The following is an 18610-nucleotide window of genomic DNA, read 5'->3' as shown; positions in this document are numbered from 1 at the left end:
ATTATATTTTTATTTTCTTTTAAAACTTAGTATTTAGCACTCTAAATTTCTAAGTGCTAAATTTTAATAGATTTTAGATAATTTGTCAAGATATTTGAGTTAAATTGACTAAGAGTCTTAAATTTACTTGTGTCTATTTATGAATTTTAAAAGTAACTCTTCTAAAGAATCTTTTAAATTTGAATCAAAAGTATTAAGTATATTAATACATTTTAATGCTAATTCATCAGCACTTTTTATAGCTCCTTCTAATCCTAAAAGATTTACAAAAGAGTTTTTAGCACCATCATTTTGAGTTGTTTTTCCTGCATCTTCTGAACTACAAGTTTCATCAATAATATCATCTTGGATTTGAAATAACAGTCCTAAATCAATTCCAAAATTATAAAGTTTATCTTGTATTTCAAAATTATATTCACTTATAATTGCTCCCATCTTAAGACTTGCAGCAATTAATTTTGCAGTTTTATGAATATGTAAATATTCTAATTGACTAAGTTCTAATTTTTGATTTTCAAAAAAACAATCTATTGCTTGACCAATTATCATTCCATTAATTCCACCATTTTGAGCTAAACATTTTATAAGCTCAACTTTTACATCATTGTGTAATGAAGCATTAGATATTAAACCAAAAGCTTCAGTATTTAATGCATCTCCAACTAAAATAGCTGTTACTTCATCATATTTTTTATGTAAAGTTTGAAAACCTCTTCTTAAATCTGCATTATCCATAGCTGGTAAATCATCATGAATTAAAGAATAAGTATGTAAATATTCTAATCCAAGAGCAACACTCATTGCATTAGGAAGAAGTAAAGATTTATTTGATTTTACAACTGAAAGTAAAAGCATTGGACGGAATCTTTTTCCACCAGCTTTTAACATATCACATAAAGCATCTTCAAAATATGGATGAAAAGTTTTTGAAGAAGGAAGATTATTTAATAAATAATCTTCAAAAGAGTCTAATAAATTTTTCATATAATTATTTTTGTCCAAAAGAACCTAAACCACCCATTAGGTTCATTGCCATCATTTTTTTATTTTCATCACTTTGTTTTATTACATCATTCATACATGAAATTAATAAAATTTGTAAAGAATCTTTATCTTCAAGTAGAGAATCATCTATTTTTAAATCAATAACTTCTGAATTTCCATTAATAGAAATTTCTACCATTCCTCCACCAGCTTTTGATGTAAAAATTTTTGAAGAATTTTCATCTTTTGCATTTTTTGCCATATCTTGAAATTGATTTAACATTTCACCTAAGTTTAAATTTTTTAAATCAATCCCATCAAACATGGTCACTTCCTACTAATTCATTGGTTATTAATTCAATATTATTTTTTTCATCAACTAATACTACAGTTGGTTTATAATTTTTTAGTTCAGATTCTGAATATGAAGCATAAGAGATAACAATGATTTTATCACCTATTTCTACTTTTCTTGCTGCTGCTCCATTTAGACACATATCTTTAGAACCAGCTTTTCCTTTTATTACATATGTTTGGAATCTTTCACCATTATTAATATTTACTATATCAACTTTTTGACCAACTCTTAAATTTGAAGCATTCATTAATTCTTCATCAATTGTAATTGATCCAACATAATTCAAATTAGCATCTGTTACAGTCGCTCTATGAATTTTACTATATAGCATATCAAATGTCATATAACAATCCCTCTTTATTTTACTAAATTAATTGGTTCACCCCAAAATGAAGAAGGTATTAAATACTCTTCTACTGGTTTACCACCTAATATATGTTCTTCAATTATTTTATCTATTTTTTCCTTAGATAGGGAAGAGTACATAAAATGCCCTGGCTCAACTAACATCAAAGGTCCCATCTGACATCTTCCTAAGCAAGAAGTTCTAACTATTTGAACAGGTCCCATTAAACCACTTTTCATTAAACTTTGTGCAGCATGATTAAATAAATCTCTTGTATTTTCATTAACACATGATGGTTTTGGCATTCCAGGAGGTGAACTTTGCTCGCATTTAAATATATAAAATGTTGGTTGAGGGATAGATGGCATTTCCATAGTTTTTCCTTTCTTAATTAAAAACATATTATAACAATTTCGAGAATTTTAACACTTTTTTTTTAAATTCTACTAAAACAGCTTTTTTATTTTTTTTTAAATCTAATATAATATACTAATTTCCCAAAATCTATAAATAAAGGGTTTATATGAAAAAAATTTTATTCATTCTATGTTCTTTAGTGTTACTTTTAGAGGCAGCAAATCCAACGGCTATTTTTGAAACATCAAAAGGTAACATAGAAATTGAGTTAAGACCTGATTTAGCTCCTAAAGCAGTTGAGAATTTTGTTACTCATGCAAAAAATGGTTATTACAATAATCAAATTTTTCACAGAATTATAAAAAACTTTATGATTCAAGGTGGTGATCCAACAGGAACAGGAATGGGCGGTGAGTCAATTTGGGATAAGCCATTTGAAGATGAATTTGCACCAAATGCAGTTTTTGATAAAGCTGGCATTTTAGCTATGGCAAATAAAGGACCAAATACAAATGGTAGTCAATTTTTTATAACAACTGTTCCAACTTATTGGTTGAATGGAAGACATACAATTTTTGGATATGTAAAAAATGGTTTTGACGTAATACAAAAAATTGAAGCTACACCAACAAATAAATATGAAGGTGATAAACCTTTTGAAGATATAAAAATCATATCTATTTCAATAAAAGAATAAATCAAGATTTTCTTGATTTATTTAACCAAATATTTTACTTAATAAACTTTTATCAGCGTGAGCGATTATCTGTTTTTCAAGATTTTCAACTCTTTGTGTTTCCATCTTAGCTTTTTCTTTCCAATATTCAAGTTTTTGTAATAAAACTTCATCTGATTGAACCGAATCTAGTTGTTCAGTTAATTCACTTATTTTATCTTCAAGTTCTGTGATTTTTTCATCATAATTAACTTTTAATTGGGAAATACTTTTTTCATCATTTTGTTCAACTTGTGATAATTTATCTTTTAATTTTTTAATTTCTAGTCTTAAATCACTATTTTCTTTTGACATTTTAAAAGCAATATTTGAAGTTGAATTCTTTTTATATAATCCAATCTCTGTTTTAAGATTTTTATTTTCTAGTCTATATTTTTCATTACTATAAATATATTTATCAATATTTTTTATTGCATGCTCAAGTTCAAGTTGTGTAGTTTCAAGTTTGTATTTTAATTCATTTATAATACTATTTTGCTCTAAACTACCCTCTTTACTTTTTATATAGATATCACTTTTATCTTTCATTAAAGCAAGTTGTATTTCTCTTTTTTTATTTAACTCTTCTGTTATATCTTTTTGAATTGAAATTGCACCATTCATCTCTCCTGTCTCATCAAGAGTTGGTATAACATAAGCGTCTGTATTGTAAAAAGTTCCATCTTTTTTTAAATTTTTTAATTTTCCCTGCCACGGTTTATGGTTTAAAACTTTTGCATATAAGTTTGTATAAACTTCACTAGCTACATCAGGAAATTTTAAAGATTTAAGCTCTTTTCCTATTAATTCATGAGAATCAAATCCTGAGATTTGACAGAATAAATCATTTACATATGTTATATTTAAATGTATATCAGTTTTTATTACAATGTTGTTTGAATCTAAAATTTCTTTATATCTTGATAATTCTTCTTGTTGTTGTTTTAATAATAACTCTTGATATAAATTTGAAGCAATATCATTCATTAAACTCAATAGATTTCTTACATCTATAGGTTTAACAATATATTCTTGAACTCTTAATTTTATAGCTTCTGCTAAAAATTCAGTATCGGAGTGAGCTGTTGCAAAAATTACTGAAACTTTACTATTTATACCTCTAATTTTTTTTACCATTTCTATTCCATTTAGGTATGGCATATTAATATCAGTTAAAACAATATCAATTTCATCTTCATTTTCTAAAAAAGTTCTAAGTCCTTCTTTCCCATCTTTTGCTACTAATACTTTCGCAAAAAAATTACTTAACAGTTGAGATAACTCTAATCTTATTACATCATCATCTTCAACATATAATAAAATGAATCTTTTTAGTAAACTTTTGTCAACACTCATTTTATCTTAATCTTTTAATTCGTCTTTAGCTACAACTCTTTCAATATCCATAACTACAAGCATTTGGTTATTATCAAGTCTAACATAACCTTTTAAATATTTAGATGGAATTGCTGAACCCATTTCTGAAACAGGAGCTAACATACTTGTATCTAATTTTTGAACATCATCAACTAAATCAACGATTATTCCTATCATTCTTTTATCTTCAGTAATAACGGCAATAACAGAAGTATTTTCATCATAAGTACCAGGACCTGTATTAAATTTTATTCTAATATCTAAAATAGGAACAACTTCTCCTCTTAAATTAATAAGACCTTTGACCCATTTTGAAGTGTTTGGTAAAGGAGTAATATTATCAGGATATGTTAAGATTTCTCTAATTTTTGGTAATTCTATCGCATACTTCATTGCACCCAATTCAAATGTCATAAATTCACTTGTATTTGCGTAATTTACAACTTTTTTGTCATTACTTTCCATAAATATTCCTTTTAATATAAGACAAGTATTTAAAACTTGTTTCTTATTATTTTACCTACACTAAACTTAAATTCTATTGTTTTTCAATTTTATTCAATATACAGCTTGCAATATATTTTGGCGTTTGTAACTCTATTTCATCACCTATTTTTACATTATCTAAAGAAATTATTTTATTGTTTTTAGAAATTTGAACAAAGCCATTTTTATCTTTTTTATCTGGATGATTTAATTCAAAATTTGATTTTAATAAATCTATTTGATTTTGAGATTTCACTAAAATTGAAGAAAAAGAATTTTTCAAACTACTAACTAACAAATTCAACTCATTTTGTGAACTTAAGATTTTTTGAGATAAATCAGTTTTAAAAGAAGATTTTAAAAGATTGATTTCTGTTTGAATAAATGTAAATTTTGTTTCTATTGAATTTTGTTCTAATAATCGTTTCATATTTAGAAGTTCTTGTTGTTTATTAAATATAATATTTTTAAATCTATTATTATATTCACTTGCCAAAGAATCTAAATAAATTCTATGTTCATTTATATCTGGAAGTGCAATTTCTATTGCATTTGATGGAGTTGCAGCTCTTATATCTGCAACAAAATCACTTATCATATAATCAATTTCATGACCTACAGCTGAAATAATTGGAGTACGAGCAGTGTAAATAGCATTTGCAACTATTTCTTCGTTAAATGCCCATAAATCTTCTACACTTCCACCACCACGACCAACAATCATAATATCACAATTTAAACTATCTGCAAATTTTATTGAATTTACTATATCAAAAGCTGAACCTTCACCTTGAACTAAAGTTGGGACTAAAATAAACTTTGTTAAAGGCCATCTATGTGATGCTACTTTTTTCATATCTTCAATAGCAGCTCCCGTTGGACTTGTAACAAGGGCAATTCTTTTTGGATACTTAGGTAAAATCTTTTTATGAGTTGATTCAAAATAACCTTTTGCTTCAAGTTTATTTTTTAATTGCTCAAAAGCAAAAGCTAAAGCACCTTTCCCTGATGGTTCAATTTTATTACATAAAATTTGATAATTTCCCCTTGGCGCATAAACAGTTAAACTTCCAGTTATTACAATTTTTAGACCATTTTCAAGCTGAAATTTTAAATATTTTGTATTTCCTTTGAACATTACACAAGAAATTGTTGAGCTTTCATCTTTAATTGAAAAGTAAATATGTCCTGAATTATGATAAGTAAGATTAGAAATCTCTCCTTCAACATAAATTTGAATAAATGTTGTTTCAAGTAAAGATTTTATTTGAACATTTAAAGTTGATACAGAAATTGGTGGATTCAAAAGTTTACCTTATTGCAAAAAAATCAAAGTTTTTTTGCAATAATTAAAGTAGAAATATTCATAGAGAAAGCTTTAACATGAATTGGTTCAAGTCCTGCAACTTTTAACTCTTTACATAAATTTTCTGTTGTTAAAAACTCATCAATTGAGTTTGGTAAATATGTATAAGCTTCTTTATTTTTTGAAATTAATCCACCTAAAGTTGGAAGGATTTTATTCATATAAAAATCTGTTACATGATCTAATAATTTCTCTTTTTTATTTTTTGTAAATTCATTTATTACAACTAAACCATCTTTTTTAAGAACTCTTGCAAACTCATGAAAAGCTTCTTGTCTTTCTACAACATTTCTAATTCCATATGAAATAGAAACTATATCTGCATTTTCACTTTCAAGAGGCATTTGTGTTGCAAAAGCTTCTATAAATTCAACATCTGGAAGTTTTTTCTTTCCTACTTCCATCATTCCAACACTTGGGTCAATTCCAATAATATTTTTTAAATCAATTTTATTTTCACTTGCAACTTGTTTCCAAAATAAAATCATATCTCCTGTTCCACAAGCAACATCTACAATTTTATCAATATTATTTTTTCCATAAAGTTCAAAAGTTTTATTACAAGCTTTATTTCTCCATGATTTATCTATTCCCATTGACAAAATTCTATTTGCTACATCATAAGTTCCTGCAATGTCGTTAAACATTGATACAATTTTTTCTTGTTTTCCCATTTTAGTTATTTTCCTAATTCTTATTTTTTATAAAAGATATTTTCCAATTAATAAACCAACTATCAATCCAATATTAGCTGCAACTGCAATATACATATATGAAAGTTTTTTATCAGCATATGGAAGTTTATTTATAATATCTTCTTGATGTTTTAAAGTTGTTTCAAAATTTTGAGATGATTTTTCAAGATTAACAACAGCTTTTTTTAAAGCAATTTCTGAAAATTCCATTTTTTCAACAAGCTCTTTAGCTTGTTTAAAACTCATATCACTCATTTTTTGATTTCAATCCATCTATCTAAATCACAAAATATTTTATTTAGAGTATTTAAAACATAATCTTTTGCTTCTGTTTGTATTCTTCTAAAGAAAAGATATTTTCTTGCACTTTCAATATCTCCAACTTCTTTTGCTTTCATAGCTTTTGCTGCAAAATCAGTGTTATTATAAGCCATTTCCCAAACTGTACTTCCTAAGTATCTACTCATAGTAATTACTTTATCATTTTTTACGGGAAAATATTTTGGATCTTTTACAAAATCACAAATTACAGAGTTTGAATCAAGATATTTATGTCCAAAAAAGTTTATAAATTGTTCACTATAATAATCTTCATCCATTGAAATTGCTCTATTTAAAGCAAAGATTATATTTTCTTCTGGATTCTTTTCAATCTTCCTAATTTTTTTCATAGTTGCAATTGCATTTTTCCCATCAAGTTCACCATCACCTAATGGAATAATCCATTTTACATTTCCAAAAGAACCTACTTTTTTAATTTCATCAAGAACTAAAGATGATGTTTTATTTCCGCCAACATCAACTATAACTTCATGATTATCATCCATCAAAATCAATTCATCAAGTTCATTTAATTTGTTCGTTCCTAACATTTTTTTGTTTACGATTTCTGTTCTTGTAAATGATTTTGAATCATTATTTTCATCATCAATTTCGATATAAGTAACTTTTTTGCCATGTTTTTTATATAAATAAGGAGCTATAACTTGCATAGCAACAGTAGATTTTCCTACGCCACCTTTTGTTTGTGGAATTATAATCATCAATTAAACCTTTGGATTTCGTTTCATAGTCATAAAGTGATTTTATTTTATCGAAATTTTCATTAATTCCACATACCATTATTCAGTAAAAGCTTCTGTTATTATTAGCTTTTGATTATTACAATATTTTTTTATTTTAAAACTATTCGTAGCTTTTCCATCTTCAATATCTGTAACCATAATTTGTAAAATTGATTTACAAGAATTTGGAACTTCAAAATGTCCACCAATTCCTGTTGTCACTTTTTGAATAGGTACTTTTGAATCCATTCCAATTACATTATCTCTACAACCTGTTAATCCAATATCAGTTAAATATGCAGTATTTTCAAAAATTTGTAAATCATCTGTTCCCACATGAGTATGTGTTCCACAAATTGCACTTACTTGGTTTTTAAACATCATTAGCATAATTCTTTTTTCACTTGTAACTTCTGCATGAAAGTCAATAAATATATTTTTAATTTCATCTTCATGAAGTTTGGTAATTAATTTTGTAGCCCAATTAAAAGGATTTTCTACTATTGGCATTCCAAATTGTCCCATTAGATTTATAACAGCTAATTTTTCTATACCATTTGAGGTATTTACTTCACAAATTTTAACTCCACTTCCAACTAAACCTTCGGGATAATTATCGGGTCTTAAAACATTTGTTGTTTCAAGTAAAGCCATCATATCTTTTTTCTTATCAAAACTATGGTTTCCACCCGTAATTAAATCAATTCCTGCTTTAAAAAGCTCTTTTGCACTTTCAACAGTTAATCCAAAACCATGGCTTGCATTTTCTGCATTTGCAATAACAAAATCAATATTATATTCTTCTTTGATTTTTGATAAATTCTCTTTTATAATTTTTCTTCCAGGACGACCTACAATATCTCCTATAAATCCTATTCTCATCTATCTTCTTTATAAAAAATTTTTCTTATTGTATAAAAATAAACTTTTATTCTTCTTCACATTTTTTTAATCTTATTTCAAATACAGCACCATTTTCTTCATTATAAGCTTTTATAATTCCTTCTTGTTCATCAATTATTTTTTTTGCTATATTTAATCCAACACCCATTCCACTATGTTCTTTTGAAGAAACAAATGGTTCAAAAATATCATTTATAATTTCTTCTTTTATTCCACCTGCACTATCTTTGAACTTTATAATTATTTGTTCTTTTTCCTCAAATAGTAAGATATTTAAGACTCTTTTTTCATAATCTTCGACTTTTATTAATTCATCTAACGCATTATTAATAACTATTATCCAAACTTGTTCAATTCTTTGTTTTTGAACTTTACTACAAAATACAAATTCATTTTTATTTATAGAATCTATATCAAAAAGTTTTTCATTTAAATATATTTTACAAACTTGTCTTGAACGATTATATGCCATTGTTAATGAAGTAATCAATGTACCATAAATATTAGTACGTTCTTTTATCTCTTTGCTACTTTGTGACATTTCTCTCATTGATTCAACTATATTTGCAATTCGATTTATTCCTTCTTTCATTTTCTCACTATCATATTTCATTCTATTTCTAATTTCATCTTCAGGTAAATCTAAAATATCATAATACATAAGTTCAAGATTTCCTTTTATATATGTTAAAGGAGTATTTATTTCGTGAGCTATTCCAGCTGCTAGTGAACCAATTGAAGTTAATTTTGCATTTTTTATTTGTTCTTGTTGATGAAGTTTATCTTTTTGGATATTTTTTTCAACTTCTTGATTTATTCTTTGTTCTAGATTTTGATTCAATTCTTGTAACTTTCTTTTATCTTCCAAAGAATTTACCACAAAAACTAGATGTTCTTTATCAGAAGACAAAATACTCAAAGACAACTCAAGATGAATAAATGTACCATTTTTTCTTACAAAAATTTTTTCTAAATTGGAAATATTTCCTATTTCTCTTACTTCTTGTAAAATCTTCTGTAAAATCTTTCTCGAATCTTCAGTTATAATATCTGTACAGTTCATACTCAAAAGTTCTTTACTGTTATATCCTAAAAATTTACTAAAATTACCATTTAACTTCACAAAATTTCCAGTTGAATCAATTAAAGAGATTCCACTATTTACATTCTCAAAAATTGCATTATATTGTTCAACTTGCTTATTTAAATCTACATACAATTCTTCAATTTTCTTTTTATTTGTAATATCCGTACAAATTACTGTATATCCTACAAGTTTTTTATTTTCAAATATTCCTTCAACAAATAAATCAATCCAAAATGCTTCAGAATCTTTTTTACTTCCTTTTATTTCTCCGACATAAGATTGACCACTTTTTATCTGTTTCCAAATTCTTTTTTGTTCCTTTTTTTTCATATCTTTATGAATTAAGATATTGTAGTTATAACCTATTAATTCGCCTTTTGAATAGCCTAAAAAATAACAAAATGCATAACTTGCATCAATTATAATATTATCTTTTGTAAGTCGTACAAACATAATATGTTTATCTATTACTTTTTGATTTTCATTTAATTCTAAAAAATTCTTTTTGATACTTAAATCTAATTTTTTATTTTTTTCTTCAACTTCTGTATTTAACTTTGCAATTGGACCTGAAAATAATAAAGATAAAAATAAAGCTATACAAAATCCAACTATAATTATTGATTTATAATAATCTTTAATATAATCGTTAGTAAAATCTTCATTTTTAATTATAAACTCAAAATATTGATTATCATTGAGATAAATTTTTTTTGAAATGATATTATTTCTTAAATTTAGATTTTTATTTATTGAAGAATCACTAGGATTTATTATTGATGTTTTTTTCAAAAAATCATTTTCGATTTTATTAAAAACTTGGGCAAAATTTATTTTAAAAACATAAAAATTATTCTCATTTCTTAGAATAAAATCTATTTGTGAAATATTTTCTAAATTTGAGTTGTAATGAAGAATCTCTTTTGGTTTTAAAACTCTCATATCTTTAAAATATTTTTTTGTAAAAATACTTTTTAATTTCTCTTCATTTATAACTTTGATGCCATCAGAAATCTTTTCAATTCGAAATTTTTCTTTTGAATCTAATCCTATTATTTTAAAAGTGTAAATATTTTCATCGTTAAAAACACTATTTTCAACAAACTCTATTATTTCTTCTTTATTTTTTGCTTTAGCAATATTACTTTGCATCAAAGCTATTTTTTCGTCATAACTTTCTAAATAATAATTGAAAAATTTCTCTTCTTGATTTAATATATCAATTGTTTCTTTTTTATCTTTTTTTTCATTATGATATTTATAAAAGTTATTAAATGCAAAACTCGAAAATCCCAGTAATAAAACTGCAAAAACAATGAAGGCTAAAAAAAGTTTTATATAAAAAGAGATTTTCATTTTAATTTTCTTCTTTATCTAATTTTATGTAATAAATTGTGTAATATTCATTGTTATTACACCAAAATAAACCTTTGTTTTTTTCTATAAAAAGTTTTGATAAATATAAAGGTGTATCAAAATATTTTTCTTCAGAATTTAAAATTTCATTTATAATATTTTTTTTATTTATCCCTTTTATATTATCTTCAATTTTTATTATAACATCGTTTTGTTTATCTGTATTTTCAAAAATTGCTGTTATATATATTGTTACATTATCTTCACTGTTTAACTTTGAATATTCAATTGTATTTTTTATTATATTCATTATGATATTTTTTAATTCATTAAAAGAAATATTCATATTTATTTCTGGTTTAATATCAAATTTAACTTTAATATTTTGATTTTTCAATTCTTCTTTCAAACTAAAAATTGATTCACTTACAACTGATAAAAGATTTGTTTTTTCTCTATTTCTTGTACTAAAAAGATATTTGATTTCATTTAACATATCTGATAAATTTTTTAATTCAGTTTCAACATTTTTTTCAATATTAAATAATGAATTTTTATCTAAATTAATATTTTTTATTTTATTTAATTTTTGAATCTCAAAAGATATTTTAGAAATTGGGATTTTCCATTGATGAGCAAGAGAATCTAAAATTTTTGACATTAATTGAACTTTTGTTGTATCAACTAAAGATTTATCTTTAATTTTTATATCATTTAATTTATTTGATAAATCTTCTTTTAACAATCTATTTATTTTTTCAAGTTGTTTTGTATCTGTAATATTAACTCTAATTGAACTATAACCTTCAATTTCATTATTGTTATCATATCTTGGAAAAATTACTGCTTTTACCCAATAAGAATTTCCAAACTTATCTTGGTTTTTTATTTCACCTTCCCAAATTTTACTTATTTTTAAATCTTTCCATAAATTTTCAAAAAATATTTTTGAGACATCTGAGTGTTTTAAAATATTTATATTTTTTCCTATAACTTCTTCTTTTGAATAACCTGATAATTTGTAGAAAGGTTTTGTTGCAAAAATTATATTTCCATCTAAATCAGTTTCAACTTTGATAATATAATTATCTATTTGATTAAATAATTCTTGATATTTTTTGTTTGAAATATTTCTTTGCATTTTTAAATAATTTGCTCTAAAAAGAAGAAAAAATATGAATAGAAGTACCAAAATTAGGATTAACAATAAGTTATTAACATATTCATCTATTTGTGCTAATTCATTATTTTTATCTTTGTCATATGCTAATAAATAGATATTATTTTTATAAAAATCTGAACTGTATAATGGTATAAAAATAATTGGTATTTTAGTTTGATTCTCTTTTAAAAAAAATAGAATTTCTTTTTTATTATTTAAATCTAAAAACAATTTTTCTTTTTTATTTTTTGAAATATTAAAGAAAAAATCTTCGTTTAAATGAAAATTATCAGAGATTACTTCTCTATAGTTTAGATTTGTCTCTTTTTCCAATTCTTTAATCAATAAATCAAAATTAAACTCTAAATTTATTACTCCAATAAATTCTAATTTTTCATCAAAAATTGGTTTAGAAAATTGTAAAAAAATTTTGTTATTTTGTAATTTATAATTTGATAATTCTTTTTTATTTTTTATTACATTTTCCACAGTTTTTGAAGTAAAATTATCTTTTGAATTTTCTTTCATACTTAAAATTAAATCATTATTAGTAGAGTAAAAACTAGCTTCTTCTAAACCTAAAGTTTTATAAAATATGAAACTATTTTCAAAATTCTTATAAATTTCATTTGATAAAAGGGTTAAATCCAAATTATTTTTATTCTTTAAAATTTCAATAAGTTTTTTCTCTTTGATAAATTCATTGAAATAAATTAATTCAGAATTATTTTTATAATTATTAAAATATATTGAATATTCTTTACTTACAAACTTTTTATAATTTTCCAAAGAGTCTTCAAACTTCTTTTCCTCAAAATTATTTAAAGTTAATATAAGTAAAAAAAAAGAGAGTATAAAATAAAAAAAATACCTAATTTTTAGGTTTTTATTATTCATTTATTATGACTCTAAAACTTCTATTATCTTTTTTTCTAAAAGTTGTAAAGAATCAAAAGGTTTCATTACATAGTTTGTAGCACCTTCTTTATGAGATTTTAGAACTTTATCTAATGTTGAATATGCCGTCATCATGATAACTTTTTGAGAATCATCTTTTGCTTTGATTTTTTCTAATACTTCCAATCCATTCATTTGAGGCATCATAATATCCAAAAGGATTACATCAAAATTATTTGTTTCAATAGAGCCCAAAGCTGAAACAGGATTTGAATATGTTGATACAGAAAAATTTGGATTTCTTGCCAGAAATCTACTTAGCACATTTAAAATTTCTGTTTCATCATCAATAATTGCTATTGAATATCTTTTACTCATCTTATTTTCCTTCAAATAATTTTTTTGCGGCTTCTTTCATAACCAAGTCATTTTTTTCTTCTAAAATCTTATCTAAATAGATAAATACTTGTTCACTTCCTTGTTCTACCAATTCTATTTTATCTTCAATTAATTGTTTTGAACAAGAAACACTATGTCCTGAACACTCTTTTGCTAAAAGATTTGCTTCATGATGAACAATATGATGATGTTTTTCTAATCCTTTATATGATGGAACATAACTAAATTGTTCTTTTCCTAAACCTGTATCATACCATTTTCCTAATCTACAACTATGATGGTCAACTGGTTTAAAGTTATGTTCTCCACCAAAAATCAATTGGTATAAATTATTTTTATAAATAACGTGGTCTAATTTTGCAAGGTTTATAAATATTTTATTTGAAATACTTTCTACTTCATAAACTGATCTATTTGAATTTTTTTGGAAAGTATTCATTAGTTTACTTAAAATATCAATTCTTGATTTAGTAACATTTACAACATCAGATACAGTTTCAGAACTACTTTTTATCTTTTCAGTTTCATTTTGAATTGAAGTAACTACATCTTTTATTTGTTTTGCAGCATCGGCACTTCTTGTTGCAAGATTTCGTACTTCAGCAGCAACTACAGCAAATCCTTTTCCTGCTTCTCCTGCTGTTGCTGCTTCAACTGCTGCATTTAAAGATAGAATATTTGTTTGAAATGCAATTTCTTGAATTATATTAATAACTTGCGCAATATCTTTACTTTTTGTAACTAATGATGTAACAACATCATTTTCAACTTCTATTTCTTTATGTAAATTATTTGTATCAACAACTATTTCGTTAATTAAATTTAAACCTTCAGTTGAACCATTTGCTGTTTCTTTAGATTCTTTTGACATTTCTTGTAATTCATCCAATAAACTTAAATAAGTTTGTTGAGTTGTATCTAATGATTTTGTCATATTTTTATTGTGTCTTGATAATAAACCACCATCTTTATTATCATGAATAGAAGTTTTTCGTAATGAAACTATTTTATAATTCTCATAATTTTTTACTTCAATATTTGCTTCACAATCTTCCATAATCAAACGATTACTTCCATTTAGAACTGCTTCTAAAACAATTGAATAATCTTTGATATTTGAACTTGCTAATTTGTTTGCAAAAAATAGTTCATTTTTTTCATCAAAAACAACTAAACCTTCTTCTTGTGAAAAAGAAGCTATTTCTTTGAATAATTGAATAGATTTTTCATTATTGTTTGTTAAATCTTTTATTCTTTCAGAATTACTTTGTTCAATATCTGAAATTTTTGCAATTTCTGAATCTTTTTTTTCTAGTTGATTTTTTAATTCTTCAACCTCTTTTTCTAAACGAATAATTTTATCTTCCAAATTCTTATTACCAAAAAACATACCAAACCTCAATACACAGTGATTTAATAAATATAATAACTAAAATTCTATAAATATATACTAAAAATAACGTTAAATACTATTTAGTTGTTTTACACAAACAATCGCTTCACTAAAAGCTATTTGAAAATTAAAGCCACCTAATTCACCAGTTATATTTAAACATTCACCAATAAAATAAAGATTTTTTTGTTTTAAGCTTTCAAAAGTGTTATGATTTATTTCATCTGTATTTATTCCACCTTTTGTAACCTCAGCCTTTGAATAACCAAAATTACCAGCAGGTGAAAATTCATAATTTTTTAATAACTTTAATTTTTCTAATTCTAAACTTGTTAATTTTGAAGTTGCTTTATCTTCAAGTTCAATAGAGTTTAAAAATTCTTGGATAAATCTTTTTGGAAGAGGTAAAGCTGAAGAGATATTTTTATTTCCAACTAAAAAACTCTCTAATCTTTTTTTAGGTAAAAAATCTATAACTATTTTTCCTTTTTTCCAATACAAAGAAGTAGTCAAAATAACAGGACCTGAACAACCTTTATGTGCAAATAAAAGTGAACCTTCAAAATATTTTCCTTCAACAGAAGTTATAACATTTGTAGAAATACCTGCTAGATTTTTAAACCAAAACTGCTCTTTTTGTACAGTAAATCCCACAAGTGCAGGTTCAAGTTTTATAATAGAGTGTCCAAATTTTTTTGCAATATCAAAACCAATAGAACTAGCTCCTAAAACTGGATAAGACAAACCTCCACTTGCAACTACAAGTTTTTTTGCTTCTATTATTTTTGAATCTGTTTTTATTTTATAAACTTCATCAAAATCTACATCTAAAACTGTTGTTCCTAAATATTTTTTTACATGGGTAGTGAGTTTTGTAAACATATCAATAACATCTTGACTAGAATTACAAAAATATGTTCCTTTTACAATTTTTGGATTAATTTTGGGAAAGACTTGATTTTTATTTAAAAAAGCTAATAAATCATCTTTTGAGAATTTTTTTAGTAACTCTTTTACAAACTCTTCATCACCTAAATAGTTTTTATATGTTACTAGCTCATTTGTGATATTACATTTTGCTCCACCACTTACTTTTACTTTAGGAGCAAGTTTTAGACTTGTATCAATTAAACAGATATTTTTATATTTTTTTTTATTTAAATTTGAAGCAAGCATCAAAGCACTTGCTCCTGCTCCAATAATTGCTATATCGTAGATGATTTATCCTTTTTACAAATAAATCTATTTATTCCATCAACATATTCATATTCTAAAATATATCCATTTGCTTTTAAAATATTATGAACTATATATAATCCTAAACCAAAAGAGTCTTTTGATTTATCTTCATTTGAGAAAAATGGTTCAAAGTATCTTTCAAATGGTTCGTCTAAAGCTTTTCCTTCATTTTCAAAGATTATATTTTCATCTTCATTTTTTATAATAACTTCTTTATTTGGTGAATATTTAACGGCATTATCTATTAAATTCTTAATTGCAATTGAGAATAATTTAAAATTAACCTCTAATTTTTTATTTTCATATTTTGAAATAATATGCTCATCTTCAATCATTAAAATATCTTTTGCATTATCTACAATATCATCTAAAAAATAAAATTTTTTCTCTATGTTTTTTGAACTTGAAATCAATTCTTCTATGGAAGCAAATTCATTGATCAATGATTCCAATCGATTAAATACAGATTTTAATTTTTCATTATTTTGTTCATTTTGTTCTAATGAAGTTAAAAATTTACCTTTTGTTATTGGAGTTTTTAATTCATGCATAATATTTCTAATAAAGATATTTCTAGCTTCTTTTAGACTTTTTAATTTTTCTGCTGACTTTTTAAATTCATTGGCCAAAAGAGAAACTTCATCTTTACCTTTAAGATTACAGCACTCAAAATCAAAGTTCTCATCACCTAAAGTTTTTACTTTGTCTTTTAATATTTTCAAAGGCATCAGTTTTCGTAAAGTGATTAAATAAATTAAAATAATAGTTATCAATAAAATCGTAAATACTAAAATAATATAGATATGACTGTTGCTGTTTATAGTATTTTCATCTTTTATTAAAACTGTATCACCTTTTCTTTTCATATAAACATAATTCGTATCATTTAGATTTAAGATTCTAAAAACATCATTACTTTTTGGATGGATTCTTTCAAATAAAACTTTTGTTTTATGATTATATGTAATACTATTTATATCTGACATTTCTGTCAAAAGGCTATAATTCATTTCAGTTAAATTTTTTATAAAAATATCATCAAATTTAAAATCTTGTCTATTTACCATTTTTGAAACAGGCATATATTTATCTAAAAGACGTCCCTCTTTCATCCTAAAATCATGAGTTAAAAGTATTAAAAAACTGATACCTACTAAAAGTATCGATATTATAAAACTTACTGCTATTGTAAAAAATATTGATTGTCTATTCATTGTATAAATTTATATCCCATTCCTCTAATTGTATGTAAATATTGTGGTTCTTTTGGATTCTCTTCTATTTTATGTCTAATTCTATTTATTATTACTGCCAAAGAACCAGAACTTTCATAATCTTGATTTAATATATCTGAATTTTCAAAAATATCTTCTCTACTTATTACAAAACCTTCTCTTTTTAATAAAAGTGATAATACTTCAAACTCACCAGCTGTTAGTTTTATATATTTACCATTTTTTGTAATCTCTTTTTTTTCTTCATTAAGTACAAATATTTTATTTTTCGATTCATCTTCTTGAATATTTGAGTGATTAAATCTTCGTAAAATAGTTTTTATTCTAACTTCCAATTCTCTTGGATCATAAGGTTTTGGTAAATAATCATCTGCTCCCATTTTAAGTGCCGTTACTTTATCAGTGATATCACTTCTTGCACTTGAAATGATAATTGGGATATCAAAATCTTTTACTATTGCTTTACAAACATCTAATCCATCCATTCCAGGAAGTGTTAAATCTAAAATAATCAAATCATATTTGTTTATTTTTAAAGCCGAAAGAGCCAAATATGGCTCTTCGAAATTAGTAACTTCCATATTAAATTGCTTTAAATACTGGCATAGAACTTCTGCTAATTCTAAATCATCCTCTATCATTGCAATTTTTATCAAAATTTACCCTTTAATTCTATCTTGGAATCTTTGTTCCATTTTTTCTTTTCTTAAATCCATTAGAACTTTTAATTGTTCTTTTTGTTTAGAAGTTAATACAGCATATGATTTTTCAATTACATCTGCTTGAGATTTTAACATATTATCTCTTTTTTCACTCATAATCTGAATATATTTAGCTTTATCAAAACCTTCTTTTGTAAATGCTTCGTCAAAAGTTTTATCATTTTTTCTGCTATTTTCAATGATTTTTTTGATTTGATTTTCTTGATCTGCTGTTAAGTTTAGCTCTTTAAATATTCCAAAAATATGATTTTCACCTCTTAGTCCATTTTTAGAAAATTTACCTTTTCCCATCATACATTTAAAATCACCTTTTCTCATATCATCTTTTTTACTCATTTCACCATTTGCTGCATATAATCCACCTGTAAAAAGTGAAGCTATCACTAATCCTGAAACTATCTTATTTTTAATTTTCATTTTAAATCCTTTATATTTGATATATGAAATTATGACAGAGTGAATTTAACCA

At 24.4% G+C, this 18610-nt stretch carries 20 protein-coding genes; 1 reads left to right on the top strand and 19 read right to left on the bottom strand.

Annotated elements, in window-relative coordinates; genetic code table 11:
* Window positions 1–123: 123 nt before the first annotated feature.
* The 4 genes from ADFLV_RS02900 to ADFLV_RS02885 are packed head-to-tail and all read right to left on the bottom strand — an operon-like array spanning window position 124 to window position 2062.
* A complete protein-coding gene (locus ADFLV_RS02900; RefSeq protein ID WP_129010445.1) occupies window positions 124–984 on the bottom strand; it encodes a polyprenyl synthetase family protein in 861 nt (286 codons plus the stop codon).
* A 4-nt stretch (window positions 985–988) separates the two neighbouring features.
* A complete protein-coding gene (locus ADFLV_RS02895) occupies window positions 989–1309 on the bottom strand; it encodes a YbaB/EbfC family nucleoid-associated protein (protein ID WP_129010444.1) in 321 nt (106 codons plus the stop codon).
* A complete protein-coding gene (gene panD, locus ADFLV_RS02890; protein ID WP_014473286.1) occupies window positions 1302–1685 on the bottom strand; it encodes an aspartate 1-decarboxylase in 384 nt (127 codons plus the stop codon). The genes ADFLV_RS02895 and panD overlap by 8 nt, the downstream gene beginning before the upstream one ends.
* Before the next feature lie 14 nt (window positions 1686–1699).
* Window positions 1700–2062, bottom strand: coding sequence for a (2Fe-2S) ferredoxin domain-containing protein (locus ADFLV_RS02885; protein WP_014473285.1), 363 nt, complete (start codon window positions 2060–2062; stop codon window positions 1700–1702).
* Between the two features lie 149 nt (window positions 2063–2211).
* Between ADFLV_RS02885 and ADFLV_RS02880 the strand changes: the two genes are divergently transcribed.
* Window positions 2212–2742 carry a peptidylprolyl isomerase gene (locus ADFLV_RS02880; protein WP_014473284.1) on the top strand — a complete coding sequence of 177 codons (531 nt, stop codon included), beginning with the start codon at window positions 2212–2214 and terminating at the stop codon, window positions 2740–2742.
* A 21-nt stretch (window positions 2743–2763) separates the two neighbouring features.
* Here the strand turns inward: ADFLV_RS02880 and ADFLV_RS02875 are convergent, their stop codons facing one another.
* The 15 genes from ADFLV_RS02875 to ADFLV_RS02805 all read right to left on the bottom strand — a co-directional run bounded on the left by ADFLV_RS02875 (window position 2764) and on the right by ADFLV_RS02805 (window position 18558).
* The gene (locus ADFLV_RS02875; RefSeq protein WP_129010443.1) at window positions 2764–4116 is read right to left on the bottom strand and encodes a response regulator; all 1353 of its coding nucleotides are present in this window, start codon (window positions 4114–4116) and stop codon (window positions 2764–2766) included.
* Window positions 4117–4122: 6 nt separating this feature from the next.
* Window positions 4123–4602, bottom strand: coding sequence for a chemotaxis protein CheW (locus ADFLV_RS02870; protein WP_014473282.1), 480 nt, complete (start codon window positions 4600–4602; stop codon window positions 4123–4125).
* A gap of 73 nt (window positions 4603–4675) precedes the next feature.
* Entirely contained in the window at window positions 4676–5929 is a 1254-nt protein-coding gene (gene xseA / locus ADFLV_RS02865) for an exodeoxyribonuclease VII large subunit (protein ID WP_129010442.1), read from the bottom strand.
* A 23-nt stretch (window positions 5930–5952) separates the two neighbouring features.
* Window positions 5953–6663, bottom strand: a complete 711-nt coding sequence (gene ubiE / locus ADFLV_RS02860; RefSeq protein ID WP_129010441.1) for a bifunctional demethylmenaquinone methyltransferase/2-methoxy-6-polyprenyl-1,4-benzoquinol methylase UbiE — start codon at window positions 6661–6663, stop codon at window positions 5953–5955.
* 27 nt (window positions 6664–6690) lie between these two features.
* Complete coding sequence (locus ADFLV_RS02855; RefSeq protein WP_228712359.1) at window positions 6691–6930, bottom strand: hypothetical protein; 240 nt, start codon at window positions 6928–6930, stop codon at window positions 6691–6693.
* 5 nt (window positions 6931–6935) lie between these two features.
* The gene (locus ADFLV_RS02850; RefSeq protein WP_014473278.1) at window positions 6936–7727 is read right to left on the bottom strand and encodes a nucleotide-binding protein; all 792 of its coding nucleotides are present in this window, start codon (window positions 7725–7727) and stop codon (window positions 6936–6938) included.
* A 78-nt stretch (window positions 7728–7805) separates the two neighbouring features.
* The gene (locus ADFLV_RS02845) at window positions 7806–8630 is read right to left on the bottom strand and encodes a TIGR00282 family metallophosphoesterase (RefSeq protein WP_129010440.1); all 825 of its coding nucleotides are present in this window, start codon (window positions 8628–8630) and stop codon (window positions 7806–7808) included.
* A gap of 46 nt (window positions 8631–8676) precedes the next feature.
* Window positions 8677–11094, bottom strand: a complete 2418-nt coding sequence (locus ADFLV_RS02840) for a PAS domain-containing sensor histidine kinase (protein WP_129010439.1) — start codon at window positions 11092–11094, stop codon at window positions 8677–8679.
* A gap of 1 nt (window position 11095) precedes the next feature.
* Complete coding sequence (locus ADFLV_RS02835; RefSeq protein WP_228720427.1) at window positions 11096–13045, bottom strand: sensor histidine kinase; 1950 nt, start codon at window positions 13043–13045, stop codon at window positions 11096–11098.
* A gap of 111 nt (window positions 13046–13156) precedes the next feature.
* A complete protein-coding gene (locus ADFLV_RS02830; RefSeq protein WP_014473274.1) occupies window positions 13157–13531 on the bottom strand; it encodes a response regulator in 375 nt (124 codons plus the stop codon).
* 1 nt (window position 13532) lies between these two features.
* On the bottom strand, window positions 13533–14942 hold the full coding sequence (locus ADFLV_RS02825) for a methyl-accepting chemotaxis protein (protein ID WP_129010437.1): 1410 nt from the start codon (window positions 14940–14942) through the stop codon (window positions 13533–13535).
* 72 nt (window positions 14943–15014) lie between these two features.
* The gene (locus ADFLV_RS02820; RefSeq protein ID WP_235664970.1) at window positions 15015–16121 is read right to left on the bottom strand and encodes an aminoacetone oxidase family FAD-binding enzyme; all 1107 of its coding nucleotides are present in this window, start codon (window positions 16119–16121) and stop codon (window positions 15015–15017) included.
* A 29-nt stretch (window positions 16122–16150) separates the two neighbouring features.
* Entirely contained in the window at window positions 16151–17398 is a 1248-nt protein-coding gene (locus tag ADFLV_RS02815; protein WP_129010435.1) for an ArsS family sensor histidine kinase, read from the bottom strand.
* Window positions 17395–18075: a response regulator transcription factor gene (locus ADFLV_RS02810; RefSeq protein ID WP_129010434.1), complete on the bottom strand. Its 681-nt coding sequence runs from the start codon at window positions 18073–18075 to the stop codon at window positions 17395–17397. Before ADFLV_RS02810 ends, ADFLV_RS02815 begins: the two co-directional genes overlap by 4 nt.
* Window positions 18076–18078: 3 nt before the next feature.
* On the bottom strand, window positions 18079–18558 hold the full coding sequence (locus tag ADFLV_RS02805) for a Spy/CpxP family protein refolding chaperone (RefSeq protein ID WP_129010433.1): 480 nt from the start codon (window positions 18556–18558) through the stop codon (window positions 18079–18081).
* Window positions 18559–18610 lie beyond the last annotated feature (52 nt).

The sequence above is a fragment of the Arcobacter defluvii genome, assembly GCF_013201725.1.
In the GTDB taxonomy this organism is placed as follows: Bacteria; Campylobacterota; Campylobacteria; order Campylobacterales; family Arcobacteraceae; genus Aliarcobacter; species Aliarcobacter defluvii.
The sequence above is the reverse complement of the archived record's forward strand: the minus strand, read 5'-3'. Positions and strand labels throughout refer to the sequence as shown.

What these genes read in the sequence shown, in the direction of transcription:
- ADFLV_RS02875 (WP_129010443.1), bottom strand. Translation starts at nt 4,116, where the DNA reads ATGAGTGTTGACAAAAGTTTACTAAAAAGATTCATTTTATTATATGTT.
- ubiE (WP_129010441.1), bottom strand. Translation starts at nt 6,663, where the DNA reads ATGGGAAAACAAGAAAAAATTGTATCAATGTTTAACGACATTGCAGGA.
- ADFLV_RS02895 (WP_129010444.1), bottom strand. Translation starts at nt 1,309, where the DNA reads ATGTTTGATGGGATTGATTTAAAAAATTTAAACTTAGGTGAAATGTTA.
- ADFLV_RS02885 (WP_014473285.1), bottom strand. Translation starts at nt 2,062, where the DNA reads ATGGAAATGCCATCTATCCCTCAACCAACATTTTATATATTTAAATGC.
- panD (WP_014473286.1), bottom strand. Translation starts at nt 1,685, where the DNA reads ATGACATTTGATATGCTATATAGTAAAATTCATAGAGCGACTGTAACA.
- ADFLV_RS02825 (WP_129010437.1), bottom strand. Translation starts at nt 14,942, where the DNA reads ATGTTTTTTGGTAATAAGAATTTGGAAGATAAAATTATTCGTTTAGAA.
- ADFLV_RS02870 (WP_014473282.1), bottom strand. Translation starts at nt 4,602, where the DNA reads ATGGAAAGTAATGACAAAAAAGTTGTAAATTACGCAAATACAAGTGAA.
- ADFLV_RS02850 (WP_014473278.1), bottom strand. Translation starts at nt 7,727, where the DNA reads ATGATTATAATTCCACAAACAAAAGGTGGCGTAGGAAAATCTACTGTT.
- ADFLV_RS02805 (WP_129010433.1), bottom strand. Translation starts at nt 18,558, where the DNA reads ATGAAAATTAAAAATAAGATAGTTTCAGGATTAGTGATAGCTTCACTT.
- ADFLV_RS02880 (WP_014473284.1), top strand. Translation starts at nt 2,212, where the DNA reads ATGAAAAAAATTTTATTCATTCTATGTTCTTTAGTGTTACTTTTAGAG.
- ADFLV_RS02855 (WP_228712359.1), bottom strand. Translation starts at nt 6,930, where the DNA reads ATGAGTTTTAAACAAGCTAAAGAGCTTGTTGAAAAAATGGAATTTTCA.
- ADFLV_RS02840 (WP_129010439.1), bottom strand. Translation starts at nt 11,094, where the DNA reads ATGAAAATCTCTTTTTATATAAAACTTTTTTTAGCCTTCATTGTTTTT.
- ADFLV_RS02900 (WP_129010445.1), bottom strand. Translation starts at nt 984, where the DNA reads ATGAAAAATTTATTAGACTCTTTTGAAGATTATTTATTAAATAATCTT.
- ADFLV_RS02820 (WP_235664970.1), bottom strand. Translation starts at nt 16,121, where the DNA reads ATGCTTGCTTCAAATTTAAATAAAAAAAAATATAAAAATATCTGTTTA.
- ADFLV_RS02830 (WP_014473274.1), bottom strand. Translation starts at nt 13,531, where the DNA reads ATGAGTAAAAGATATTCAATAGCAATTATTGATGATGAAACAGAAATT.
- ADFLV_RS02845 (WP_129010440.1), bottom strand. Translation starts at nt 8,630, where the DNA reads ATGAGAATAGGATTTATAGGAGATATTGTAGGTCGTCCTGGAAGAAAA.
- ADFLV_RS02815 (WP_129010435.1), bottom strand. Translation starts at nt 17,398, where the DNA reads ATGAATAGACAATCAATATTTTTTACAATAGCAGTAAGTTTTATAATA.